Raw genomic sequence first — 25,424 nt, 5'->3', positions numbered from 1 at the left:
ATTTAGTTGGCAAAGTTAAGTCTAATAAATTTATAAATGATTGTTATCAATTTCAATACTATAAGATGCCGTAAATGTTTGTTGAGGTTTTAAAGTTAAAATACCTTCCTTTTCTTTTAAGTTTTGGTTCGTGTTTTCACTGTCGGCAATACCAAGCCAAGGTTCAATGCAAACATAATCACCATCAGGTTTCGCCCAAATACCTAAATATGGAAAATCTTTATGCCTGACTGTAAGTATAGCACCGTGGGATTTACTTTTTAAAACCACCTTCTTAGATTTTAAATCTTTAAAAACAAGCGCATCTTCATTGAAAAGATCATGTTCTAACTCTAAAATATTGGTATTGTTAAAAATAGCTTTAGTCTTATTCGAAATAAGACCATTTTCCATATTTATTAAGTGTGTTTTAGAGTTTTCGGTTTGTTCGAATTCTAAGAAATAATCACTGTAATCCTCATTGTTGTAAACAGGACATTTAAAAGCAGGATGACCCCCTAAAGAGAAATACATGATTTTATCATCCAGATTTTTAATAGTGTGCGTTATGGTGATAACATTGCCAGTAAGTTGGTAGGTAATAAGAAACTCAAACTTAAAAGGATATGCCTTTAATGAATCTTCATCGTAAGCCAATTTAAAAGTTAATGAATCTTGATTTTGTTTTTGTAATGTAATTTTATCATTGTTTCTTATAAGACCATGTTTTGGTAGTTTATGGGTCTGATTTTCAAAATGATAACTACCGTCCTTTAAAGCTCCAATTATAGGGAATAAATTAGGTGCATAACTCCCCCAAACCTCTGGATTGGCATCCCACATAAAATCTATGTCCTTTTTAACCGCAGCGATTTTACATAATTCAGCACCGGTTTTTTTAACAGCTATTTTTAATTTTTCATTTTCTAAAGTGTACATAAAAGTGACATGTTATAAGTAATCAAAATGTTTAGTTTTGCAAAACTTATAATTTTTTAAGGATTCTAACTAACTTTACACATTAAATTTTATTATTGAGGACAACACAAATTCACAGTTTAGACAATGCTGACCAATTTAAAGATCAATTACTGATTTGGAGTCAGCAATTTGATGATGTCGTTTGGTTAGATTCCAATAACTACAAACAAAATCATTCTAATTACGAAGCGGTATTGGCGGTAGATGCTTTTACAAGTATTCAAACGCGTTTTGATGGAAGTTTCGACATGCTAAAAGAATATCAAACTAATGTAAACGATTGGATTTTTGGATATTTAACCTACGATTTAAAGAATGATGTAGAAAATTTAAGTTCCGATAATTTTGATGGTTTGGAGTTTCCGGATCTATACTTTTTTCAACCCAAAAAAGTGTTTCTATTTAAAGAAGATCAGGTTGAAATTCAATATTTAAACTGTGTTGATGACGAGCTAGAAGAAGATTTAAAAGAAATTCAAGGTGAAAACGAATGCCTCCCTGAGCGCAGTCGAAAGGCCACTAACGAAGCACATCAGGTAAAAATAAAACTCCGCATCCATAAAGACGAGTACTTTGAAAAAGTAAACAAAATGCTCGCACATATCCATAGAGGCGATATTTATGAAGCTAACTTTTGTCAGGAATTTTATGCGGAGAATACAGGCATTAACCCGTTGGAAACTTACACAAAACTTAACAATATTTCGAAACCACCCTTCGCTACATTTTTAAAGTATGGTGACAAATATTTAATGTCTGCATCACCAGAGCGTTATTTAAAAAAAGAAGGACATACTATAATTTCGCAGCCCATAAAAGGTACAGCAAAGCGATCGGAGAATATATTGGAAGACGAAGAGCTAAAAAAAGCCTTATCCCAAGACATAAAAGAACGCAGCGAAAACATCATGATTGTCGATTTGGTGCGCAACGACCTATCAAAAACAGCCATAAAGGGTAGTGTGGAGGTAGAGGAGTTAACTAAGGTATATACCTTCGATCAAGTACATCAAATGATTTCTACAGTAACTTCAAAAGTCGAAGAAACAACACATGCCGTCGATATTCTTAAAAGCACGTTCCCCATGGGAAGTATGACAGGAGCTCCAAAAATTTCAGCAATGCGTATTATTGAAGATTTAGAAGAAACCAAACGCGGACTATATTCCGGATCTGTGGGGTATTTTTCACCAACAGGCGATTTCGACTTTAATGTCGTTATTAGAAGTATTCTTTACAATGAAACCAAAAAGTATGTTTCCTATTCAGTAGGTAGTGCCATAACAGCAAAAAGCGATCCCTTAAAAGAGTACGAAGAGTGTCTGGTTAAAGCTAAAGCCATGCGTACGGTGCTGGAGAGTTAGTTAGTTAGTTAGTTAGTTAGTTTCTAGTCACAAGCAAAAAGGGATAAGTGAAAAAAGTTTTACAAAAGTTTAATGTTGTAAGTTTGTATTATGAAGAGTTATCGTGATTTAATTGTTTGGCAAAAATCAATGGAGGTAGTGACTTTAACATATAAACTTTTAAAACAATTTCCAGAAGATGAAAAATTTGGATTAACTTCTCAAATCAAAAGGAGTTCAGTTTCAGTTCCTTCAAATATAGCTGAAGGCTATGGGAGAAATTATAGGAAAGATTACGTTAGATTTTTAAATATTTCCAGAGGATCTCTATATGAAATGCAAACACAGTTTCAGATTGGTATGAATCTAAAATTCATAAATGAAAATGAATTAAAAGAAATAAAAGTATTATCTGTTGAGATTGAAAAAATGCTAAACTCTTTAATAAACAAACTCAAAGACTAATTTCTAATGCCTAGTGCCTATTAACTTTATTTTGTTAAGTAACTACCACAAACATATAAATAGTGAATTTCCTTTCCTAAACAGGAGCAAGCTTCTTATAGCAATTTCCGGAGGATTAGATAGTGTCGTATTAACCCATTTATGTCATCAATCAAATTTAAACATAACCCTGGCACATTGCAATTTTAACTTAAGGGGAAAAGAAAGTGATGCCGATGAAAATTTTGTGTTACAATTAGGAGAAGATTTAGGTTTAGAAGTTTTTATTGAAAGTTTCGATACCGAAAATTATTCCAAGGAAAATAAACTGTCTACCCAAATGGCAGCTCGAGAACTTCGTTATAATTGGTTTCAAGAGTTAACCGAACAACTACAATTCGATTATATTTTAACAGCTCACCATGCAGACGATAACTTGGAAACCATTTTAATCAATTTATCAAGAGGTACAGGATTGGATGGTTTAACGGGAATTCCAGAAGAAAATGATAATATTATCAGACCACTGTTGCCATTCTCAAGAGAGGCGATTGAAACCTATGCCAAAGAAAATGATTTAAAGTGGCGAGAGGACAGTAGTAACGCATCAACCAAGTATTTAAGGAATAAACTACGGCATGATGTAATTCCAGTATTAAAAGAAATCAATCCGCAGTTATTACAAAATTTCCAAAGCACACTCAATAATCTAAATGACACTAAAAGTATAGTAGATGAAAGTGTTGAACAGTTATTAAGCAAAACCCAGATAAACGAACAACATCAAACTAAGTTTAAGATTTCAGAATTTAAAAAACGGAATAACCCCAAAGCCTATTTATTTGAAGTATTTAATAATTATGGTTTTACAGAATGGAATGATATTGTTGGGTTATTAGATGCACAATCTGGAAAACAGGTATTATCCTCAACACACCGTTTAATAAAAGACAGGGAGTATCTTTTATTGAGTGAAATTGAATTGGAATCGACCGAAGATTTGGTTACCATCTTAAAAACAGATAAAAAGGTACAAACTAACTTCGGTATGCTGTATCTCGATGACGTTGATACTATTTTAGAAAAGAACAACCATACAATTTATATAGACAAGGAACGAATAGACTACCCGTTAACCGTAAGAAAATGGGAAGCTGGCGACATGTTTTACCCTTTGGGAATGTCTGGTAAAAAGAAGCTAAGCAAGTATTTTAAAGATGAGAAATTATCGTTGCTAGATAAAGAAAATATCAGGTTATTATGCTCTGGAGATGATATCGTGTGGGTAATAGGAAAACGAGCAGATAACCGTTTTAAAGTAAAAGAAAACACAAAAAGCATTCTAAAAATACAATTAAAGTAATCAGCCATGCTGAGTGTAGTCATAGTCACTGAGCGTAGTCTTGGTCACAGAGCGTAGTCTTGGTCACTGAGCGTAGTCGTGGTCACTGAGCGTAGTCGTGGTCACTGAGCGTAGTCGAAGTGAAGACAGATATAAAAAAACAATACAACACACACAATTTGAAACTACAAGGAAACATAGTCGACATTCAAAATAGTCGTATTTATAAAGGTGAAATCACTTTTCAAGATGGAAAGATTCTTTCTATTCAAGAAAAAGAACACAACGTAAACCAATACATCCTTCCAGGGTTTGTAGATGCTCATATTCACATAGAAAGTTCTATGCTGGTGCCTAGTGAGTTTGCAAGATTAGCTGTTAAGCATGGTACTGTGGCAACGGTTTCCGATCCTCATGAAATAGCTAACGTTTTGGGCGTTGAAGGTGTTGAGTTCATGATTGAAAACGGAAAAGAAGTACCCTTTAAATTCAATTTTGGAGCACCATCCTGTGTGCCGGCAACTACTTTTGAATCGGCAGGAGCTGTTATAAATTCAGAAGCTATTAAAACACTTCTTGAAAATTCGGATATCAAGTATTTGGCAGAAATGATGAATTACCCCGGAGTATTGTTTGATGATGAAGAGGTGATGAAAAAAATAGCCTGGGCAAAACATTATAACAAACCCATTGACGGGCATGCACCCGGTTTAAAAGGCGAAGATGTTACAAAATATATTAGTGCTGGTATTTCCACAGATCACGAATGTTTTACTTACGATGAAGCATTGGAAAAGCTCGAAAAAGGTATGAAAATACTAATTAGGGAAGGGAGTGCCGCAAAAAACTTTGAAGCTTTGATAGATTTATTACCAGAACATTTTGAGAAGATGATGTTTTGTAGCGACGATAAGCATCCCGACGATTTACTATTGCACCATATTAATAATTTATGTGCTAGAGCTGTCGCAAAAGGCATAGATGTTTTTAAAGTATTAAAAGCAGCATGTATTAATCCTGTAAAGCATTATAATTTAGATGTAGGTTTACTACAAGAAGGCGATTTTGCAGATTTTATAGTTGTAGAAGATTTAATCGATTTTAAAACCATTCAAACGTATATAAATGGCGAGTTGGTTTTCAATAACGAAACTTCTTTAATAAAACCAGTTGGTTTTAAGAATCTGAATAATTTCAATTGTAATAAAAAAGAAGTTTCAGATTTTAAATTTGAATCAACAGCAAAACAAATCCGTGTTATAGAAGCTCTGGAAGGGCAATTAGTAACAAACGAACTTATGGAAGAAGCTACTATTCAAGAAGGAAACTTGGTTTCAAATACAGAACATGATATCCTAAAAATGACTGTTGTAAATAGATATCAAAATCAAAAACCGGCGATTGCTTTTATTAAGAATTTTGGACTAAAAGAAGGGGCAATTGCATCTTCGGTTGGTCACGATTCGCACAATATCATAGCCGTTGGAGTTAGTGATGAAGCGATTTGCGAAGCAGTTAATTTATTAATTGAACACAAAGGAGGTATTTGCGCTGTTTCAAATTCAGAAGAAAAAACAGTGCCGCTTCCTGTAGCTGGTATTATGAGCGATAAAGATGGTGAAACCATTGGGAAACAATATGCCGAATTAGATGCTATGGCAAAGCGTTTGGGAAGTAGTCTTTACGCGCCGTATATGACATTGTCGTTTATGGCTTTATTGGTAATTCCTTCGTTAAAATTAAGTGATAAAGGATTGTTTAATGGTAGCGATTTTAAATTTACACCTTTAGAAGTTTGAAAATATGAAGTGAGCAGTATGCAGTAAGCAGTATGCAGTGGCAGTTTGCAGTTCCTATATTCAATTCATGTTATTAAGTTTTTAATAAAGAATTGCAATAGAATTTAAATCGTAGCTCAAGAAAAATACCTTTATTACTGAACACTGAACACTGAACACTGAACACTGAACACTGAACACTGAACACTGAACACTGAACACTGAACACTGAACACTGAACACTGAACACTGAACACTGAACACTGAACACTGAACACTGAACACTGAACACTGAACATGCCCATAATAGAATCAAAATACAACCCCGCTTTCTTTTTTAAAAATGGTTTCGTTTCAACGGTATACTCCGGTTTGGTTAGACGCGTAAAAGATATTAAGCAAAAGCGTGAACGCATTACTTTATTTGATGGTGATTTTATCGATTTGGATTGGAGTTTTTCAGAAGAACAAACAAACAAGCTTATCGTTTTATTACACGGACTGGAAGGAAACGGACAAAGACCTTATATGACAGGCGCATCCAGGCTTTTTAACAATAATAACGTAGATGCGGTTTGCGTAAACTTTAGAGGGTGTAGCGGAGAAGACAATTTAAAGTTTCGAAGTTACCATTCTGGAGCTACCGAAGATTTAGAAGCTGTTATTAAACACATTATTTTAGAAAAAGAATATTCAGAAATCTATCTAAAAGGCATTAGTTTAGGTGCAAATATGATTTTAAAGTATTTGGGAGAAAGAGAAAGTATTCCCAGTCAAATAAAGGCAGCCATTGCAGTTTCCGTACCATGCTATTTGGGTGGTTCGGCTAAAGCATTGCATACGTTTAAAAATAAACTGTATCACGATCGGTTTTTAAAATACTTGGTAAACCGCTTAAAAATAAAACAACAACAGTTTAAAGAAAGTATGAGTATTGAAGACATTGCTTCTATAAAAACTTTGTACGATTTCGATAATGTCTATACAGCCAAAGCGCATGGATTTAAAGATGCTTTAGATTATTATGAAACATGTAGTAGCTTACAGTTTCTATCCAACATTAAGATACCCGCTTTAATTATAAACGCTTTAAACGATTCATTTTTGTCTCCCGAATGTTACCCAGTTAAAGAAGCCAAAGAAAACCCAAATATTTATTTAGAAATGCCTAAATACGGTGGACATGTCGGGTTTGTAGATAAAAAGAATATTTACTACAATGAGAAACGAGCTTTGGAGTTTGTTAAGAATACTTGGTAGTTTAAGTTTGATTACCTTGATTCAAAAACTATGCTAATAGTTTTTATATCTGGTCGAGCGCAGTCGAGACCTGAAAACGTATTGGTTTTAAGCAGATAAATGACGTGGTTTAAGTTGTTTAAATATAAAACTCCGAAGAATTCTTAATGTCCTTTAAAACGAAAGTACTGTTCAATACTCCGATATTTTCAATTTTTGAAAGTTTATACTTTACGAAGTTATGATAATCTTCCAGCCCTTTGGTGTTTATTTTTAATATAAAATCTACTTGGCCAGCCATATGATAGCATTCCTGCACTTCATCTAAGTTCTGAATCTGTTCTTCAAACTTTTCGATAAAGGCTTCACTGTGATAGCGCATAGATACCTGACATATCGTAGTAACCGAGCGTTCAAGTAAATTCTTGTCAAGTATAGCAACATATTTTTTAATAAATCCTTGATTTTCAAGTCTACGTATACGCTCGTAAACAGGAGAAGGTGTTAAGTTCAAAATTTTAGCAATCTCTTTAGCTGTTTTTTTAGAGTCTTTTTGTAAAATCCTAAGTATCGTAATATCGGTTTGATCCAAATTTTCCATAAAGTGTTAAATAAAAATTATTGCAAAAGACAATTATTTAATTATTTAAAAGTAAATATAACTGTTTTTATGTTATATTAAAGTGTTAATTACTTAGTTTGTTTAAATTTTGTGTTTTAAAAATGGTATTCTTTAATTTTGAAAGCAAATAAAGCTTTTGAATATGGGGAAAACAGTTTTAGTTATTGGAGCTAACGGACAGGTAGGAAGTGTACTTACCGAAGCACTACAGGACAAATATGGAAAAGAAAACATCATTGCTTCAGATTTAAGAAAAAGAGAAGACTTTGATGGTATATTTGAAGTCATAGATGCTACTAACTTCGATAGAATTAAAGAAGTCGTTACAGAGTATAAGGTAACACAGATTTATCATTTAGCAGCTATTCTATCTGCCAAAGGCGAGGAAAATCCATTGAGAACCTGGGATATTAATGTAAAAACGCTTTTAAACGTTTTAGAAGTCGCTAGAATTTGTAATATTGAAAAGGTGTTTTATCCAAGTTCGATAGCTGTCTTTGGAAATAGCGCACCAAGAAATAATACGCCTAATGATGCTTATTTAGATCCAACAACTGTGTATGGTATTAGTAAAGTAGATGGAGAGAACTGGGCACAATATTATCATGTTAAATATGGTTTAGATGTTAGGTCAATTCGTTATCCGGGAATTATAGGATATCAGTCATTACCAGGTGGAGGAACTACCGATTATGCCGTAGATATTTATCATAAAGCAGTTTTAAATGAAACATTTACCTGCTTTTTAAATGAGGATACAGCATTGCCTATGATTTTTATAGATGATGCTATAAGAGCAACCATAGAGATTATGGAAGCGCCAGCAGAACACATAAAAATAAGGACATCGTATAATGTGGCAGGCATCAGTTTTTCGCCAAAAGATGTTGCATTAGAAATTAGTGAGCTATGCCCTGGCTTTAAAATTGATTATAAACCAGATTTCAGACAAGATATAGCAGATAACTGGCCAAAATCTATAGATGACTCTGAGGCACGCATGGATTGGAACTGGAAACCCGATTATAATTTATGTTCTATTACAGAAACTATGATTAGTAAGCTGAAAGAACAATATAAAGACCATTTAAATTTAACCGAAGAATCAAAAAAAAAACTTGAATCATGTACTCAAATATAAAACAGGATTTACAAAACGAAATAGAAGAGATAAAAGCTGCCGGACTGTATAAGACAGAACGTGTAATAACGACGCCTCAAGGCTCGGAAATAAGTACAACAACATCATCAGAAGTGCTTAATTTTTGTGCTAATAACTATTTGGGGCTATCGTCTCATTCAGAGGTTATTGAAGCAGGTAAAAATGCCATTGACTCTCATGGGTATGGTTTGTCTTCTGTACGTTTTATTTGTGGTACACAAGATATTCACAAAACACTAGAGCAAAAAACAGCAGACTTTCTTGGCATGGAAGATTGTATTTTATATGCAGCAGCCTTTGATGCTAATGGTGGGGTTTTCGAACCTATTCTAACAGCAGAAGATGCTATTATTTCAGATGCTTTAAATCATGCCTCTATTATCGATGGGATTCGTTTGTGTAAAGCAAAACGTTTTCGATATGCCCATAACGATATGGCGGATTTAGAAACACAGCTAATTCAGGCTCAGGATTCTCGTAGAAAATTAATCGTTACAGACGGTTCTTTTTCGATGGATGGTACCATTGCACAGCTTGATAAAATTTGCGATTTAGCCGATAAGTATAATGCCTTGGTCATGGTTGATGAATGTCATTCTACAGGTTTTATGGGCAAAACAGGTCGTGGTACGCATGAATACAAGAATGTTATGGGGCGTGTAGATATAATAACCGGAACGTATGGTAAAGCTTTAGGAGGTGCGTCAGGAGGATTCACGGCTGCAAGAAAGGAAATCGTTGATTTACTTAGACAGCGTTCCAGACCTTATTTGTTTTCAAATACAGTGGCACCATCAATAGTGGGAGCTTCCATTAGGGTATTAGATATTTTAAGTGATTCTACAGAACTTCGCGATAAATTAGAAGAAAACACGAAATACTTTAGACAAGAAATGACTACTGCTGGATTCGATATAGTTCCGGGAGATCATCCTATAGTGCCGGTTATGTTATATGAAGCTACGTTAGCACAGGAGTTTGCTTCAAAATTATTAGAAGAAGGTATTTATGTGATAGGTTTTTTCTATCCAGTAGTGCCAAAAGGAAAAGCAAGAATACGTGTGCAATTATCCGCGGGGCATGAACGCCATCATTTAGATAAAGCCATTAAGGCCTTTACCAAAATAGGTAAGGAGCTTAATGTAATTTGATTTACCGAATTAAAAATATAGTTTAGCCTTCTATTTTGGTTTATTGACCATTTATTATAGATGTTCTTGCCAAATAAGCTAAGTATAGGGAAGTGAAAGGTATAACCTTATTGACTAAAATCAATAAGGTTTTTTAGTTTATGGCATTTTGTCGATTAATTAACCAGATGACTTATTCGCTTTACCAAAAAGCTAATGAATATGGGATGTGTAAAGAGGAAATACAGTCGTCGAAATAAAAAAAATACGTTGATGTTTATTAGTTAAGTGTCTATATTTTAGTTTTTTAAGTTAAGATTACTATATTTAAACCAAATTTAATTTAACCCAAACTACTACTACTATGATTATTTTTGGAACTAGGGGGGTGCGCTCTACTAAAGCAACAGGAACATTTAATTGTCCGCAATGTGAAGATAATAGAGGCTACAGACACCGAAAAGTCACTCAGTTTTTTACTTTATATTTCATTCCATTAATTCCGCTAGGAAGTAAAGGCGAATATGTAGAATGCGACTATTGCAAGGGGACTTTTATCACAAAAGTTATAAATAATACAACTTCTAGTGATAAAGAAGCATTTATGGCTATGTATGAGCAGGCTATACGACACGTTATGGTGAAAATCATGTTAGCAGATGGTGTTATAGATAATAATGAAAGGGCCATGGTGCAAAATATCATCAATAAATATGGACACAATGATATGTCTTCATTCGAGTTAGATGATTATATAAAAGAAGTACAAGCAGATTCTAGCGATATTTCTACCTATTTAAAAAATATCGGACCCTCGTTAAACGAACATGGTAAAGAACTTTTAATTATATGTGCGTTAGATGTTGCCTATGCAGATGGTCATTTTGACGATTCGGAAAGAAAAATGATTATGGAAATGGGAGCCATCATGGAAATGTCTTCGGCTCATATTAAAGGTATTATGGCAGAGTTTTTAGAACGGCTTAATTAACTTAATTATTCCCCAATATATATTAACACTCTAACAACCTACTCACCTTATGAAAAATTCTTTCAGGGAACGTTTAAACTATAAAGCAGAACGTTTTTTAAGCAAAGGAGGTACTTCTATATTTAAAAGTCTTTTAATTCTCTTTATAGTTGTATTTGTAGTACTTACAGGACTACGATTAATACTTATAAACATGTTCCCAAGTCTGGATTATACAGGCAATATTTTCAGGGATATTTGGATCACGTTTTTAGAAATGACAGATCCTGGAAATATGAACCAAGATAATGAAGCTCCAACTTACCTTAAGATTTTAACAATACTCTCCGGTTTAACAGGCGTCATTTTATTATCGATGCTAATTGGTTTTATAACTACAGCATTAGATACGATGCTTTACGACTTTAGAAAGGGTAGAGGTAAGGTTATAGAAAGTAACCATACTATTATTTTAGGTTGGAACGAGCGTGTAGTGGATGTTATTAGAGAGCTTATTTTAGCAAACGAAAGCGAATCTAAAGCCTCTGTGGTTATTCTGTCTAGAGAAGATAAAGAGGTAATGGATAATCTCATTACCAAACGGCTTCCCGAAACATTAACAACAGAAGTTATTACCACTCAGGGGGATTATGCAAATATCAATGAATTAAAGCGTGTAAATTTAGAATCTGCACGGTCTATAATTATATTGGCAAATTGTTCGGAAAGTGCTACGGCAGATAAAAAAATAGCTAGCGATGTGCAATCTGTTAAGTCTATATTGGCTATTACTGCATGTCAGGATGGGAAAAACCAGCTGCCAATAATAGCAGAAATTTTCACTAAGGAGAAAAGAGATATCGTCAGCTTTTTCGAAGATGATAATATTATCGCCATAGACAGTTGGGACATTATGGGTAAACTGCTTATTCAAACCTCCTTAACAAGTGGGTTAGATACTGTTTATAAAGAAATTTTATCCTTTGACGGATGTGAGATTTATTTTTATGAAGACGATTGGAATAACACGAATTTTTATGAGTTAAGTTATCACATGGAAGATGGTATTCCCTTAGGAGTCTATTCCGATGAAGCAGGACTGGTACTACGACCACCTAACGATACTGTACTTAAAGATGGCGATACCATTGTTGTTTTAGCAGAAGACGATTCTACAATAGCTTTTGATAATAAGCAATACTTCTTTCCAGACACCTCTAAAACCATTATAGATAAACGATTAGAACAAAAAAAGAAGCGCATCCTTATTTTAGGATGGCACAAAGTTGCTGAGGTCTTTATAGAAGAAGCTTCAGATTATTTATTAGAAGGCTCGGATTTTGATATTATGTTCGATGCACCTACAGAAGAATTACAGGCTATCATTGATGGTATAAAACCTAAATATGAAGGTTTTAATATTAACCTTCACGATTCCAATCCGTTGGATTTAGAAAAATTACAAGCTAAGAATCCGGAAAGTTATGATACCGTGGTTATTCTATCGCAGAGTATGGAAGAACAATCTGCAGATAAAATTGATTCAGATACACTTATTATTCTTTTACTGTTAAGAAAAGTAGTAAGTAAAGATAATGGATTACACATTATCACACAGGTTTTAAATTCTGAAAACCAAGAGATTATTACTCAAACGAACGTAGACGATTTCATTATTAGTAATAAGCTCATCACTATGATTTTAGCCCAGTTAAGTGAAGAGACTTTAATGAAAACCTTTTACGACGATATTTTCTCAGAAGATGGCAGCGAAATATATGTGAAACCAGCAACCTTGTACTTTGACACGTTCCCGCAAAAAATAACATTTGCAGATGCTATTTTCTGTGCGCACCAGCGTGACGAAATTTGCCTGGGAATTAGAAAAGGAGACTTAAGCAAATCCTTGGACGATAACTTTGGTATTAAACTTAACCCGGATAAAAACATGACTATAGAACTTACTGAAAATGATTTCTTAATTGTTTTGAGCGAAGATGAGTTATAGATGATAGTTTATCGGGTTGAACTTTGAAAAAAATGAAGTCGTCTGTATAATAATTTATAGACGATTTTCTTTTTGTTGTACTATTAGATTTCAAAACTCCTTAAAAGTGATCTTTTGAGTTAAGATTTTTTTAGGGTTTTGATCAACAATTACTTGTGTTGTAATGTTTTATTTAGTCAATTCCTAAATCGTTTGTAATTGAGTGTCTTAATTCAATTTCACTTATCGGAATTCCCATATTCTCACTTATTATTCCAGAAATAATTCTTTCAACCTCATATTTGTTAGTAATCTTTTGAATGTCAATTGTATTTTCGAAATTCAGAGATATTGTCCAATCAATTAATTGTCTTATTGTTCCTTTTGTTACAGGTAGTGTTCTTTTAATAGTCCGAAAGCCTAAAAATTTTAAATGAGAATCTAAATTCGGATTAAAGTCAAGAGTAACTAATTCAGGTAATTTAAGTCTAAGTTCAGTTTCTAATAGATTCCAACTTTCTTTTAATTCCAATTGAGACAACAAGTCCGATATCTTGGTATTGGACATTATTTCCTTGTTGGTAAAATTCAAATTCTGGAATGCTCTTCTAATTCGGTAAAAAATGATTTGAGTTAAACATTTGTCAGTAGGATTAACTGAAATTATTTTATAAACCGTATCTGCAAAATCTTGGACAGTATAAATCTGTTCACATTCAGCATCCGGGATTCTAATTCCAAATTTATCTTCTACAGACATTATTAATTCTACAGAATCTAATCCCATATAGAAATACATTTATTTAGGATAAATATACATATAACTCCTATCAAATAAAGTACGATTTTAATAGAATTATAACTATTGATAGTTACCTCCACCTCTTAGTTGTAAGATAGTTGAGTCTGCCTTTAGTAGAAAAAATGTTACTTAAATTTTAACCCAACCGGATATTTTAAGCAGAAAATCAGATATTTCGCTAATAACAGGAATATCATCACTTATGCCTTTTCCTATAGAATAGGCAACAAACAGCGCATACAATAGTAATAGTAGTTTGGCATGTAAACGTCTGACTCCATTTTTTGCAAAGACAAAAATAAAAAAAACGAGTACAGTAAAAATAAGCAGTAAAACACGTAACTGACTCACATTTTCAATGGTATGGGCGCTCATTTCAATAGGTCCATAAATAAGCGTGAATAAGAACAACGGAAAACCAAGAGCAAAACACACATCAAAAATATTACTTCCTAAAGCATTAGCAACTGCATCATCGTAATTACCTTTCATGGCATCTTTGTACGAGATAATGGTATCTGGTACACTAGTAGCGGCAGAGGCTAGAATTACAGAAACAAAGTAAATAGGCATTCCAATGGCATTACCAAATTGCTCGCAAGCTTCAACCAGCCAAAAACAAGCTAAACCAATAAAAAGAACCGAAACAACTAATAAAGCAATGGCTTTAGTCTTATTGATCTTAGAATCACCCAAAACAACAGTAGCCAAATCACCTTTAAATAAAGCTACAGTTCTGTTACCGCCATCAGCAGCGTCATCATAATCGTTTTCAATATCTCCAGCGCCTTGACTCATTAGCATGTAAGCGACATACACAAAGTATAACACCATTAAAATGAGTCCGTGAGTCCAGTTTAAAGACGTGCCGGTAATTACAAAAATCAATGCCAGTTCAGCAATAATTAATGATATACCATCACGAAGAATGACTTTTCTGGAGATTTCAATTTTAGAAGAAATACCTTTACCAATAACCACTAAAATAACAACAGCAGGAATAATCATAGCATTAAAAACCGCACTTCCTGCAGTAGTGCCAATGCCACCCGAAAAACCATCCCTATCTTTCAACACAAACAAGAAAAAAAGCGTGGTAAACAATTCAGGCAAACTACTCCCAATAGCGTTAATGGTGGCCCCTTTAACACCTTCTTTCATATTTCTGCCTAAATAGTTCGAAGCCATTTCAAAACCATCACAAGCTTTCCATATAATAATACAAGTAATTAAAATAAGACCTAGGGAAGAAATTATTATCATAAGTAGTTATTGTATTTGGCAAATCTAAAGATTTAAAAATAAAACTGGTTTGAGATTAAAAGATTATTAGTGCTTTTCTTATGGTATATTAAAACAATGTTAAAACGATGCGAATAGCTTAAGGTCGCTTTTATTTTTTTGTACTTTTAAAAATATCACACCCATTTTAATATAAATACTTCATTTATGGCTACTTACAATTTAAATGTTAATAACGAAAAACATACTGTTCAGGCAGATGCAGATACACCGCTACTTTGGGTCTTAAGAGACCATATAAATTTAGTAGGAACTAAGTATGGTTGCGGAATTGGTCAATGTGGTGCCTGTACGGTACACGTAGATGGTAACGCTATGCGAAGTTGTTTGCTTCCTGTATCTCAGGCAGTAGGAATGAAAATAACAACTATCGAAGGACTTTCAGAGCATGGAGGTCATCCTGTGCAGCAAGCATGGAAGGAGATTGATGTACCTCAATGTGGTTATTGTCAATCTGGACAAATTATGACAGCTTCAGCTTTTTTGAGCCAAAATTCAAACCCAAGTAGTTCAGAAATAAGAAGCGCTATGCATGGAAATATATGCCGTTGTGCGTCGTATAACAGTATAGAGAAAGCAGTTAAAGTAGCAGCAGAGAAAATAAAGTAACCCCAATAAATAAGAAACAAAATGAATCTTTCAAAACAGCAAACATTTAATAGAAGATCGTTCTTAAAAACTTCAGCATTAGCGAGTGGAGGGATGCTTATTAGCTTTAATTTATTTACAGCATGTAAAGAAAATGTAAAGCCGCCAATAGATCTTAGTCAGTTAAACTTTAACGATTTTAATGCCTTCATAAAAATTTCAGATGAAGGTAAGGTCACTATATTTTCACCAAATCCGGAAATTGGCCAAGGTGTAAAGACTTCGATGCCTATGATTATTGCAGAAGAATTGGATGTGCCTTGGGAAGATGTTTATGTTGAGCAAGGTAAGCTCGATACCAAAAACTACGCAAGACAAGTGGCGGGAGGTAGTCAGTCAATCCGATACAGTTGGGAACCGTTAAGACAAACGGGTGCCACGGCAAAGCAAATGTTAGTAAATGCCGCAGCAGCAAAATGGGGTGTTTCGGCTTCTGATTGTAAGGCTTCTCAGGGAATTATTACAAATGCTAACGGTGATACATTTGGTTATGGAGATGTTGTAAAAGAAGCCGCTTTGTTGGAAGTGCCAGAAGACGTTAAACTTAAAGACCCAAAAGACTTTACGATTATTGGCAAAGGAACAACTAATGTCGATCTTGATAAAATCGTAACCGGAAAGCCACTTTTTGGGCTGGATTATAAAGAAGAAGGTATGGTTTATGCTTCAATTTTAAGACCGCCCGCTTTTGGACAAGAATTAGAATCTTTTGATGCCAGTGCAGCTAAAGCTTTACCTGGTGTTATTGACGTTGTAACAATTGGAGAAAAAGTTAGAGCATATAATAAACAGGAAAAACGAAGTTGGACAGCGAAACTAAGTGCCAGCGATAAAGTTGTGGTCGTAGCAAAAACGACTTGGGATGCTATAAAAGGTGTAAAAGCGATTAAAGCAACCTGGAAAAACAGCTCGCCACTAGAGAGTACAGAAACGCACGATAAAGCATTATTCGATTTATTGGATGGCAATGAGTTTAATACCAGACGTTCTGACGGTGACGTAAAGAAGGCATTTGCAGAAGCAGATAAAGTTCTAGAACGTACTTATGAATCATCCTTTTTACCACATAATTGTATGGAACCCATGAATTTTTTCGCAAACATTACAGAAGAAAAAGTTCATTTAGTAGGACCTACACAAACTCCAGAAGCAACAGCTAATGGGATAGCGGTCTTTTTGGAAAGGGATATAGAAGATATCGAGATAGAAATGACAAGAATGGGAGGCGGCTTTGGCCGACGACTTTACAGCGATTTTGTTTATGAGGTCGTTGAAATTGCCAGTATGATTAAAAAGCCAGTTAAAATGGTGTCTACTAGAGAGCATGATATGGCAACAGGTGTGTATCGTCCAACAACAAAATACAGAATAGCGGCATCGATTAAAGATGGCAAATTAACAGGATACCATTTAAAAGAAGCTTGTGTTAATGGGAATATGTACGGATTGATCCCTAATTTCTTTCCGGCTGCAGCGATAGAAAACTATCAGGTAGATACCGCTAATTATAAAAGTAATATAACCACAGGAGCTTGGAGAGCGCCTTACACGAATTTCCTGGCAAGTGCTGAGCAAAGCTTTTTTGATGAATTGGCTGAGGTTATGGAAGTGGATCGTATTCAGTTGCATATGGATTTACTGGAAAATGTTAAAAAGAATCCAGAACCTAACATAGAGTACAGCCCAGAACGTTTACAAGGGGTGATAAAATTAGTGGTAGATAAGTCCAATTGGGGGAAAACCAAAGCGGATGTTTATCAAGGATTCTCGGTGTATTATTGCCATAACACCCATGTTGCAGAAGTAGCAGATATTGTTATGGAAAATGGTAACCCGATAGTTAAAAAAGTAACCTGTGCGGTAGATTGTGGTATCGTAGTAAACCCTTTGGGCGCATTAAACCAAATAAAAGGAGGTGTTATTGATGGTATAGGTCATGCTATGTATGGCGAATTAACATTCAGTGATGGTGTGCCTCAATCTAATAATTTCAACAGCTATCAATTAATAAGAATGGGGCAGACGCCACATGTAGATGTGCATTTTGTTGAAAGTGATATAGCGCCAACAGGATTAGGAGAACCTACATTACCTCCGGTAGGAGCTGCTGTAGCCAATGCGATTTATAAAGCTACTGGAAAAAGGTTAACTAAACAGCCCTATATGAATAATATGGATTTAGAAAAAGTGATAGGGTAATTTCTGTATATGACACATGAGTTTAAAGATATAGTCAATCAGGCTGAAATAGCTAATAAATCAGGAATTAGATCTGTTTTGGCCTCTGTTGTAGCGCTTGATGGTTCTTCCTATAGAAAACCCGGAGTACGCATGCTTATTCTTGAAGATGGCAAAATGATAGGTGCAGTTAGTGGAGGCTGTGTAGAAAAAGAGATTTTACTGCAGTCGGAAACTGTGTTTAAAACAGGAGCATCTAAAATAATGACCTATGATGGCAGATATAGATTGGGGTGCGAAGGTGTTTTGTATATTTTAATAGAATTATTTGAACCAGAAACAGCTTTTAAAGCAGCATTTTATAACTGTTTAAAGAAAAGAGATACATTCAGTATACATTCATACTATAATAAAAAAGAAGGTGTTTTTCCTCAAATAGGCTCTTGGATTAAAATTAACGACAAGCTTTTTTCACTGCAAAATAATAGGGAAGAGCCAGAAGTAAACACTTCGCTAGCCTTATTTAAACAACAGATGCCCCCTTGCTTTAAACTAGTTATTATTGGAGCAGAACATGATGCCGTACAGCTATGTAAGTATGCAGCCTTAACAGGGTGGGAGGTTACTATTGTTTCTGGACCATCTGACTCTAAATCGATAGTAAATTTTCCGGGAGCTGTTAGTTTTCAGGCTGTTTCGCCAGAGCATATGGAAGTATCATCTATCGATAACCAAACGGCTATAGTGTTAATGACGCATAATTTTGCAAACGATTTAAGGTATTTAGTCCAACTAAAAGATACAAACCCTGTGTACATTGGTTTATTGGGACCAACAAAACGACGCGAAGATTTACTATCTCAGTTTATAGAATACTGTCCAGATATAGATGATGCTTTTTTAGAGACCGTTCATGGACCTGCAGGGATAGATATAGGTTCTGAAACACCGCAGGAAATAGCGGTTTCCATTGTGTCTGAAATATTAGCAATCACCAGAAAACGAGAATCCATATCGTTGAGCAAAAAAGCAGGGAAAATTCATTCTTAAACATATTCATAGTGGCTAACCACTCCTTAAATATTCCTATAGTTATATTGGCTGCCGGCGCATCAAAGCGTATGGGAACCGTAAAGCAGTTACTTGTTTGGGGGAATACTACGCTTTTAGGGCATACCATTCAAACCGCATTAAAAGCCAACACCAATGATGTTTTTGTAGTGTTAGGAGCTCATTATACCGCAATTAAAAATGACATAAATAAATTTCCAGTTAGTATTATTAAAAATAAAGATTGGAGATTGGGTTTAGGAAAATCTATAGCCTGTGCTGCCGATCACATTATAAATTTAAAACCAGAGATTGATGCCGTACTTATATGCTTAGCAGACCAGCCATTTATAGATGCCAATTATTTAAACACTTTAATTGATAATTTCAGTCCTGGGGAAAATCAAATTATAGCTACTTCGTATAAAAGTGGTGTTTTAGGAGTGCCAGTAATTTTTGATAAAACATACTTATCAGAACTATCAAAATTAGGAGATGATAAAGGGGCAAAACAAATTATTCATGCCTATGCATCTTTTGTAAAAACTGTTGTACCCTCTTTTCAGAATATAGATTTGGACTCAAAGGCAGATTATGACGCTTTTTATAAACGTGCATTTGATGATTTCTAAATTAAATAATGTCAATTTGTACTATATGAAGGATTGCGAAAATCTTTATAAAAGCCAATTTTAAATAGAATATCTGTACAGTTTTAATGTATAAGGTTTTAAGAATCTATTTAATTAGTTATAAATATGATAATCTTATAGTAACTTAGAGCTACTATTTAAAAAAAAATTATTTTTACCGATGTCAGGTATTAAATATAGCAAAGGTTTTATGAGTAAATCCCCCATAGATAAGGCAAACACGCCAGAAGAATTTACAAATCTAAAAGTAACCAAACCAGCAAAGAATAGCGGTGGTTTTAAAGCGTTAAAATCCGCGGTCAATCATGCTTCAAAATATCTGAAACCATCAGACGCCATTAAAATTTCTACCAAAATAAACCAAAAAGGAGGATTTGATTGTCCGGGTTGCGCATGGCCAGATCCAGACGATGAACGCTCATCATTAGGCGAATACTGCGAAAATGGTATGAAAGCCATGTCGGAAGAAATGCAAAAAACAACCATAGGCTTCAAGTTTTTTGCAGACCATTCTGTAGAAGAACTGGCTAAATTATCCGATTTCGAAATTGGTAAATCTGGGCGTCTTTCAGAACCTGTGTTTTTGGCAGAAGGCGCTACGCATTATCAGCCCATATCCTGGGAAAGTGCCTTTAAAAAAGTGGGGAAGCATTTAAATGCTTTAAACGATCCGGATGAAGCCGTGTTTTATACATCAGGAAGAACAACTAACGAAGCCGCTTTTTTATACCAGTTGTTTGTTCGTGAATTTGGAACAGCCAATCTTCCAGATTGTTCTAATATGTGTCATGAAGCAAGTGGTAGTGCGCTATCCGAAACATTGGGTATAGGCAAGGGCTCGGTAACTCTAGATGATTTATATAAAGCAGAATTAGTTATGGTTATTGGTCAGAATCCCGGAACCAACCATCCAAGAATGTTAACAGCCCTGGAAAAATGTAAAAGAAATGGTGGAAAAATTATAGCCATTAATCCTTTACCGGAAGCAGGCCTTATTAAATTTACCAACCCACAAAACCCAGTTAAATTATTAACGGGAGGTACTAGGCTGGCAGATATATTTGTACCTATTACCATTAATGGAGATGTTGCGCTTATAAAGGCCTTATTACTTAAATTATTAGAAAAAGAGGAATTAGAGGGCAATGTGTTCGATAAAGATTTTATTAATGAGCATACTCATAGCTATGACGCTTTTATTTCAGATTTAAAACAGTATGATTTTAGTGATTGTTTGGCATTAACAGGCATAGATACACCTACTTTCGATGCTGTTTTCGATCTGGTTTTAAATAAGAAAAAGATCATCATTTGCTGGGCAATGGGACTTACACAACATGAAAACGCGGTAGATAACATACGTGAATTGGTAAATCTATTATTGCTAAAAGGGAGCATAGGAAAAGAAGGCGCAGGAACGTGTCCGGTAAGAGGACATTCTAATGTGCAAGGAGACAGAACCGTTGGTATATGGGAAGCAGCACCCCAAGCCTTTTTAGATAAAATTGAAAATAAATACGGTTTCAAACCTACGACCAAACATGGATACTCGGTAATAGATGCTATTAAAGCCATGAACGAGAAAAAAGCCAAAGTGTTTTTCGGGTTGGGAGGTAATTTTATCTCTGCAGTTCCAGATACTAATTACTCGGCAGAAGGATTAGCTAATTGTAACCTAACCGTTCATGTAAGTACGAAGTTAAATCGTTCGCATCTGGTTACCGGTAAAGAAGCTTTAATACTACCTTGTTTAGGGCGTGCAGAAAAAGATTATCAAAAAACAGGCGTGCAATTGCAAAGTGTCGAAAATTCCATGGGTGTAGTATCCTCTACTAAAGGTATTTTAGAGCCTTGCTCAGATAAATTATTAAGTGAAGTAGCAGTAGTTTGTAATATAGCACATGCCACTTTAAAAGAACGTTCCAAGATTGATTGGTTGCAATATAAAGATGATTATAACCTGGTTCGTGATGATATTCAGGAAGTTGTTGATGGATTCCAGGATTACAACAAAAGAATTAAAAAACCATCAGGTTTTTATTTACCTAACGGAGCCAGAGAAAGAACATTTAAAACAAAAACAGGAAAGGCTAATTTTTCTTTAAATAAATTGCCTGAGTGGAAGCTAAAAGATTCAGAATTAATCATGATGACGATACGTAGTCATGACCAATTCAATACTACGATTTATGGTTTAAACGATCGCTACCGTGGTGTTTTTAATGAAAGGCGTATTATTTTCATGAACAGGGAAGATATGAAGGCTAGGAATCTGGAAGAACATCAGATTGTAAACCTGACTTCTGAATTTAATGGTAAAGTTAGAAAAGCTAATAATTTTAAAGTGGTTGGTTATGATATCCCTAAGAACTGCTGTGCCACCTATTTCCCGGAAACTAACGTGTTGGTGCCTATAGATAGTTATGCGCATACTGCAAAAACACCGGCTTCTAAGAGTATTATTATTACTGTAGAAGCAGGTTAGATTTTACTTTTAAGTTTTTAATAGCCTTTTCCAAGTTTTCAGGATTTTGCTTGTTGTTCCAGAGGAGTAATAATTCTAGTGTTTTTTCATTTAAAACCCTATAAATTAATGTGGTTTGTTTTGAAATAACCAAATACATATTATCATTTTCAAAGAGCCTACCTAATAAAGGAAATTTTTTGAGTTGTTCTAAAACTTCTTCAACTAGATTAATAAAGGATGTAGCTTCTTTGTTTGTCCATTTTTTAAGAATAAAGTCTATTTCAGCTTCAAAAGATAATTCAGCTGTTTGGGTCCAAACAATTCTCATAAAGTTTAGAAAAGATTGTATTTAGTTTTGATATTAGCCATCACTTTTTTGTGAGGGCTAACTCTACCTTGCTCAGAATCTTCTATGCTTTGAGATATAAGTCTTTGGATAGGCTCAGGTAATTCAGAAACCGAAATCTGTTGACCTAGATCTTCATTTATAACTTGTTCAAGTTTATATAGGGTTTCTACATCTGAAACTTTCATCAACTTTTCAACTATTTTATATTTCCTTGCTTCTAAATCCATAACGACCAAGTATACATACAAATATAAGAAAAATACCCAAAAATTACATGAAATGAATTGGAATGACGCCATTAAGTTGATTGATTCATACCCCATATTTTAGGTATTAATCAATTTATATAGTATCAATTTGAGAAATCTTTAATAATTCATACTAATGTAAAATTCATGTTATATATTTAAGTATAATTACTTAGTTTTGTATTTAAAATTACGTAGATATGAAAAACATTGTTGTAGTAGGTAACGGTATGGTTGGCTATAAGTTTTGTGAGAAATTCGTAGCTCAAGCACCAGAGAACCAATTTAAGATTACCATTTTTGGAGAAGAACCCAGACCGGCATACGATCGTGTACACCTAAGTGAATTTTTTGATAATCAAGATGCTAAGGCATTGGAAATGGCTCCGAGGGAGTGGTATGAAGAACATGGGATTGAATTGATTACCAACGAGCGCATTACAGATATTCATAGATCGTCGAAAAAGATAACTACAACAAAAGATTTACACTATAAATATGATTATTTGATCTTAGCGACCGGTTCCGTTCCTTTCGTCCCCAACATTAAAGGCATTGAGAAAAAAGGCGTTTTTGTTTATCGGACTATTGAAGATTTAGAGGCTATGCTTGCTTATGCCGAAACCATTCAAAAAGGTAAAGAAGAGACAGTAAAAGCGGCTGTGCTAGGTGGAGGGCTTTTAGGTTTGGAAGCGGCAAAAGCTGTCATGGATATGGGCTTAGAACCTCATGTGGTAGAGTTTGCACCAAAATTGATGCCTAGACAATTGGATATAAGATCCAGTAAGGTATTGCAAGAAAAAATAGAATCTATAGGTATTAATGTACACCTTTCTAAAGCAACCAATAAGATTTTAGGAGATGATGTCATTACAGGTATGGAGTTTGGGGAGTACGATAAGATTGATGTAGAAATGCTGGTCATTTCGGCAGGAATAAGACCTCGCGATGAATTAGGGAAAACGTGTGATCTGGAAATGGGAACACGAGGAGGTATTGTGGTAAATAACAAAATGCAAACTTCAGATCCTGAAATATATGCTATTGGAGAAGTAGCACTTTATAACAACATGATTTACGGTTTGGTAGCCCCTGGTTACGATATGGCAGATGTTGCAGTAAACCAAATTATAGGGAATGCAGATGTTGTTATGGCGGAAGATATAGACATGTCTACCAAACTAAAATTAATAGGTGTAGATGTAGCGAGTTATGGCGAACCGTTTATGCCGGTTGAAAAAGGATATTCCATTGTTTTTGAGAATAAAACAAAGAACATGTATAAGCGTATTAATGTTAGTCATGACGGTAAAAAATTACTAGGAGGTATTTTGGTTGGTGATGCATCCGATTACAATATGCTACATCAAATTTACCTGAATGGCTTACCTATTCCCGAGGATGCAGAAGAGCTTATTGTAGGAGCCAGAGGCGAAGGTGAAGGCGGATTTGGTAGCGTTATGGATATTCCAGACGCTGCACAAGTATGCTCTTGTGAGAGTGTTACCAAAGGCGATATTTGCTGCTCTATAACCGAAGGCGATTGTAATGATTTAGGGGACGTTATAACCAAAACAAAAGCTACAACAGGCTGTGGTGGTTGTAAACCTATGGTTGTAGATTTGGTTAACGAAACTCTAAAATCGTTAGGTAAAGAGGTTAAGGAAACGATTTGTGAGCATTTCGATTTTAACAGACAAGAGCTTTACGACTTAATAAAAGTAAATCAAGTAAAAGATTATCAAGAAACCTTAAATCTGTTTGGAGAAGGGCATGGCTGTGAGATTTGTAAACCGTTGATAGCTTCAATATTTGCAAGTATCCATATGGAAACGCCTAACCGCCAAGTGGGTATTCAAGATACAAACGATCGGTTTTTGGCCAACATCCAGCGTAACGGAACGTATTCTGTTGTGCCAAGAATAGCAGGAGGAGAGATTACTCCAGACAAATTAATCGTTATAGGAGAAGTCGCTAAAAAATACGATTTATATACAAAAATAACAGGAGGTCAGCGTATCGATTTATTTGGTGCAGAGTTGCACCAATTACCGCTTATTTGGAAAGAACTTATCGATGCTGGTTTCGAAAGTGGACATGCCTATGGTAAATCACTACGTACAGTAAAAAGTTGTGTAGGATCTACTTGGTGTCGTTATGGTATGCACGAAAGTGTAACGTTTGCTATAGAAATTGAAAACCGTTATAGAGGATTACGTTCACCGCATAAATTAAAAGGAGGTGTGTCGGGTTGTATTCGCGAATGTGCAGAAGCCAGAGGAAAAGATTTCGGATTAATTGCCGTTGAAGGTGGATGGAACTTATACGTATGCGGAAACGGAGGTGCGACTCCTAAGCATGCCGTATTGTTTGCCGAACAATTGGATGACGAAACAGCTATAAAATACTTAGACAGATTCTTAATGTTTTATATCCGTACCGCAGGACCATTGGTAAGAACAGCACCATGGTTAGATAAGTTGGAAGGTGGTATAGAATATTTAAAACAAGTTGTTATTGAAGATTCTCTGGGGATTGCTGAAGAATTAGAATTGGAAATGCAAGGTTTGGTAAACAAGTACGAATGTGAATGGAAGCAAGCCATTGAAAATCCAGAAATGATGAAGCGTTTTAAACATTTTGTTAATTCTGATGATACCGATGATAACTTGGTATTTGTACCAATGCGTGATCAAAAAATGCCGAAAGCTTGGTTTTGATTGTTTAGGATTTAATGCGTTTAAATGTTG

The 25,424-nt window shown here is 34.7% G+C and carries 21 protein-coding genes; 15 read left to right on the top strand and 6 right to left on the bottom strand.

The features are described from left to right. Positions 1 to 30: 30 nt before the first annotated feature. Complete coding sequence (locus C1H87_RS02805) at positions 31 to 918, bottom strand: aldose 1-epimerase family protein (RefSeq protein WP_102754357.1); 888 nt, start codon at positions 916 to 918, stop codon at positions 31 to 33. Positions 919 to 1,013: 95 nt separating this feature from the next. Here C1H87_RS02805 and pabB point away from each other — a divergent pair, with 95 nt between their 5' ends. From pabB to C1H87_RS02780, 5 genes are all read left to right on the top strand, one after another. Further along, positions 1,014 to 2,324, top strand: a complete 1,311-nt coding sequence (gene pabB, locus C1H87_RS02800; RefSeq protein WP_102754356.1) for an aminodeoxychorismate synthase component I — start codon at positions 1,014 to 1,016, stop codon at positions 2,322 to 2,324. Between the two features lie 90 nt (positions 2,325 to 2,414). After that, the gene (locus C1H87_RS02795; RefSeq protein WP_102754355.1) at positions 2,415 to 2,768 is read left to right on the top strand and encodes a four helix bundle protein; all 354 of its coding nucleotides are present in this window, start codon (positions 2,415 to 2,417) and stop codon (positions 2,766 to 2,768) included. A gap of 31 nt (positions 2,769 to 2,799) precedes the next feature. Further along, positions 2,800 to 4,110, top strand: a complete 1,311-nt coding sequence (tilS, locus tag C1H87_RS02790; protein WP_102758159.1) for a tRNA lysidine(34) synthetase TilS — start codon at positions 2,800 to 2,802, stop codon at positions 4,108 to 4,110. A 158-nt stretch (positions 4,111 to 4,268) separates the two neighbouring features. After that, complete coding sequence (gene ade / locus C1H87_RS02785) at positions 4,269 to 5,888, top strand: adenine deaminase (RefSeq protein WP_102758158.1); 1,620 nt, start codon at positions 4,269 to 4,271, stop codon at positions 5,886 to 5,888. A 276-nt stretch (positions 5,889 to 6,164) separates the two neighbouring features. Beyond that, on the top strand, positions 6,165 to 7,127 hold the full coding sequence (locus C1H87_RS02780; protein ID WP_102754354.1) for a YheT family hydrolase: 963 nt from the start codon (positions 6,165 to 6,167) through the stop codon (positions 7,125 to 7,127). A gap of 118 nt (positions 7,128 to 7,245) precedes the next feature. On the opposite strand, the gene C1H87_RS02775 is transcribed toward C1H87_RS02780, so the two are convergent. Next, a complete protein-coding gene (locus C1H87_RS02775) occupies positions 7,246 to 7,707 on the bottom strand; it encodes an Lrp/AsnC family transcriptional regulator (protein WP_102754353.1) in 462 nt (153 codons plus the stop codon). A 163-nt stretch (positions 7,708 to 7,870) separates the two neighbouring features. Here C1H87_RS02775 and C1H87_RS02770 point away from each other — a divergent pair, with 163 nt between their 5' ends. From C1H87_RS02770 to C1H87_RS02755, 4 genes are all read left to right on the top strand, one after another. Continuing rightward, positions 7,871 to 8,869 (top strand): NAD-dependent epimerase/dehydratase family protein, encoded by a 999-nt coding sequence (locus C1H87_RS02770; RefSeq protein WP_102754352.1) that lies wholly within the window; start codon positions 7,871 to 7,873, stop codon positions 8,867 to 8,869. After that, the gene (kbl, locus tag C1H87_RS02765) at positions 8,854 to 10,041 is read left to right on the top strand and encodes a glycine C-acetyltransferase (RefSeq protein ID WP_102754351.1); all 1,188 of its coding nucleotides are present in this window, start codon (positions 8,854 to 8,856) and stop codon (positions 10,039 to 10,041) included. The genes C1H87_RS02770 and kbl overlap by 16 nt, the downstream gene beginning before the upstream one ends. A gap of 343 nt (positions 10,042 to 10,384) precedes the next feature. Further along, positions 10,385 to 11,011, top strand: coding sequence for a tellurite resistance TerB family protein (locus C1H87_RS02760; RefSeq protein WP_102754350.1), 627 nt, complete (start codon positions 10,385 to 10,387; stop codon positions 11,009 to 11,011). Positions 11,012 to 11,060: 49 nt separating this feature from the next. Beyond that, positions 11,061 to 12,998, top strand: coding sequence for a CASTOR/POLLUX-related putative ion channel (locus C1H87_RS02755; protein ID WP_102754349.1), 1,938 nt, complete (start codon positions 11,061 to 11,063; stop codon positions 12,996 to 12,998). Between the two features lie 172 nt (positions 12,999 to 13,170). Here C1H87_RS02755 and C1H87_RS23685 read toward each other — a convergent pair whose 3' ends face one another. Together C1H87_RS23685 and C1H87_RS02745 are read right to left on the bottom strand one after the other, a co-directional pair. Next, positions 13,171 to 13,764 carry an acyl carrier protein gene (locus C1H87_RS23685; protein WP_102758157.1) on the bottom strand — a complete coding sequence of 198 codons (594 nt, stop codon included), beginning with the start codon at positions 13,762 to 13,764 and terminating at the stop codon, positions 13,171 to 13,173. A gap of 144 nt (positions 13,765 to 13,908) precedes the next feature. Continuing rightward, complete coding sequence (locus C1H87_RS02745) at positions 13,909 to 15,042, bottom strand: sodium:calcium antiporter (RefSeq protein WP_102754348.1); 1,134 nt, start codon at positions 15,040 to 15,042, stop codon at positions 13,909 to 13,911. Positions 15,043 to 15,228: 186 nt separating this feature from the next. Between C1H87_RS02745 and C1H87_RS02740 the strand changes: the two genes are divergently transcribed. The 5 genes from C1H87_RS02740 to C1H87_RS02720 all read left to right on the top strand — a co-directional run bounded on the left by C1H87_RS02740 (position 15,229) and on the right by C1H87_RS02720 (position 22,095). Next, positions 15,229 to 15,690, top strand: a complete 462-nt coding sequence (locus tag C1H87_RS02740; protein ID WP_102754347.1) for a (2Fe-2S)-binding protein — start codon at positions 15,229 to 15,231, stop codon at positions 15,688 to 15,690. Between the two features lie 21 nt (positions 15,691 to 15,711). Further along, a complete protein-coding gene (locus C1H87_RS02735) occupies positions 15,712 to 17,928 on the top strand; it encodes a xanthine dehydrogenase family protein molybdopterin-binding subunit (protein WP_102754346.1) in 2,217 nt (738 codons plus the stop codon). Between the two features lie 9 nt (positions 17,929 to 17,937). Continuing rightward, positions 17,938 to 18,957, top strand: coding sequence for an XdhC family protein (locus C1H87_RS02730; protein WP_102754345.1), 1,020 nt, complete (start codon positions 17,938 to 17,940; stop codon positions 18,955 to 18,957). 11 nt (positions 18,958 to 18,968) lie between these two features. Next, the gene (locus C1H87_RS02725) at positions 18,969 to 19,589 is read left to right on the top strand and encodes a nucleotidyltransferase family protein (protein ID WP_158655104.1); all 621 of its coding nucleotides are present in this window, start codon (positions 18,969 to 18,971) and stop codon (positions 19,587 to 19,589) included. A gap of 211 nt (positions 19,590 to 19,800) precedes the next feature. Further along, on the top strand, positions 19,801 to 22,095 hold the full coding sequence (locus C1H87_RS02720) for an FdhF/YdeP family oxidoreductase (protein ID WP_102758156.1): 2,295 nt from the start codon (positions 19,801 to 19,803) through the stop codon (positions 22,093 to 22,095). Here C1H87_RS02720 and C1H87_RS02715 read toward each other — a convergent pair. Beyond that, positions 22,076 to 22,405 carry a type II toxin-antitoxin system RelE/ParE family toxin gene (locus tag C1H87_RS02715; protein ID WP_102754343.1) on the bottom strand — a complete coding sequence of 110 codons (330 nt, stop codon included), beginning with the start codon at positions 22,403 to 22,405 and terminating at the stop codon, positions 22,076 to 22,078. The genes C1H87_RS02720 and C1H87_RS02715 overlap by 20 nt on opposite strands. A gap of 5 nt (positions 22,406 to 22,410) precedes the next feature. Further along, a complete protein-coding gene (locus C1H87_RS02710; protein WP_102754342.1) occupies positions 22,411 to 22,653 on the bottom strand; it encodes a hypothetical protein in 243 nt (80 codons plus the stop codon). Between the two features lie 221 nt (positions 22,654 to 22,874). Between C1H87_RS02710 and nirB the strand changes: the two genes are divergently transcribed. Further along, on the top strand, positions 22,875 to 25,394 hold the full coding sequence (gene nirB / locus C1H87_RS02705; RefSeq protein ID WP_102754341.1) for a nitrite reductase large subunit NirB: 2,520 nt from the start codon (positions 22,875 to 22,877) through the stop codon (positions 25,392 to 25,394). The last annotated feature ends 30 nt before the right edge of the window (positions 25,395 to 25,424 follow it).

The organism is Flavivirga eckloniae, assembly GCF_002886045.1.
GTDB classification, from domain to species: Bacteria; Bacteroidota; Bacteroidia; order Flavobacteriales; family Flavobacteriaceae; genus Flavivirga; species Flavivirga eckloniae.
This window is presented reverse-complemented; position numbering and strand designations above follow the sequence as displayed.

Coding starts and splice junctions, on each gene's coding strand:
- C1H87_RS02805 (WP_102754357.1), bottom strand. CDS start 918: ATGTACACTTTAGAAAATGAAAAATTAAAAATAGCTGTTAAAAAAACC.
- C1H87_RS02775 (WP_102754353.1), bottom strand. CDS start 7,707: ATGGAAAATTTGGATCAAACCGATATTACGATACTTAGGATTTTACAA.
- C1H87_RS02730 (WP_102754345.1), top strand. CDS start 17,938: ATGACACATGAGTTTAAAGATATAGTCAATCAGGCTGAAATAGCTAAT.
- kbl (WP_102754351.1), top strand. CDS start 8,854: ATGTACTCAAATATAAAACAGGATTTACAAAACGAAATAGAAGAGATA.
- C1H87_RS02710 (WP_102754342.1), bottom strand. CDS start 22,653: ATGGATTTAGAAGCAAGGAAATATAAAATAGTTGAAAAGTTGATGAAA.
- C1H87_RS02740 (WP_102754347.1), top strand. CDS start 15,229: ATGGCTACTTACAATTTAAATGTTAATAACGAAAAACATACTGTTCAG.
- C1H87_RS02715 (WP_102754343.1), bottom strand. CDS start 22,405: ATGAGAATTGTTTGGACCCAAACAGCTGAATTATCTTTTGAAGCTGAA.
- C1H87_RS02735 (WP_102754346.1), top strand. CDS start 15,712: ATGAATCTTTCAAAACAGCAAACATTTAATAGAAGATCGTTCTTAAAA.
- C1H87_RS02780 (WP_102754354.1), top strand. CDS start 6,165: ATGCCCATAATAGAATCAAAATACAACCCCGCTTTCTTTTTTAAAAAT.
- C1H87_RS02720 (WP_102758156.1), top strand. CDS start 19,801: ATGAGTAAATCCCCCATAGATAAGGCAAACACGCCAGAAGAATTTACA.
- C1H87_RS02770 (WP_102754352.1), top strand. CDS start 7,871: ATGGGGAAAACAGTTTTAGTTATTGGAGCTAACGGACAGGTAGGAAGT.
- nirB (WP_102754341.1), top strand. CDS start 22,875: ATGAAAAACATTGTTGTAGTAGGTAACGGTATGGTTGGCTATAAGTTT.
- C1H87_RS02760 (WP_102754350.1), top strand. CDS start 10,385: ATGATTATTTTTGGAACTAGGGGGGTGCGCTCTACTAAAGCAACAGGA.
- C1H87_RS02795 (WP_102754355.1), top strand. CDS start 2,415: ATGAAGAGTTATCGTGATTTAATTGTTTGGCAAAAATCAATGGAGGTA.
- C1H87_RS02755 (WP_102754349.1), top strand. CDS start 11,061: ATGAAAAATTCTTTCAGGGAACGTTTAAACTATAAAGCAGAACGTTTT.
- C1H87_RS23685 (WP_102758157.1), bottom strand. CDS start 13,764: ATGGGATTAGATTCTGTAGAATTAATAATGTCTGTAGAAGATAAATTT.
- C1H87_RS02745 (WP_102754348.1), bottom strand. CDS start 15,042: ATGATAATAATTTCTTCCCTAGGTCTTATTTTAATTACTTGTATTATT.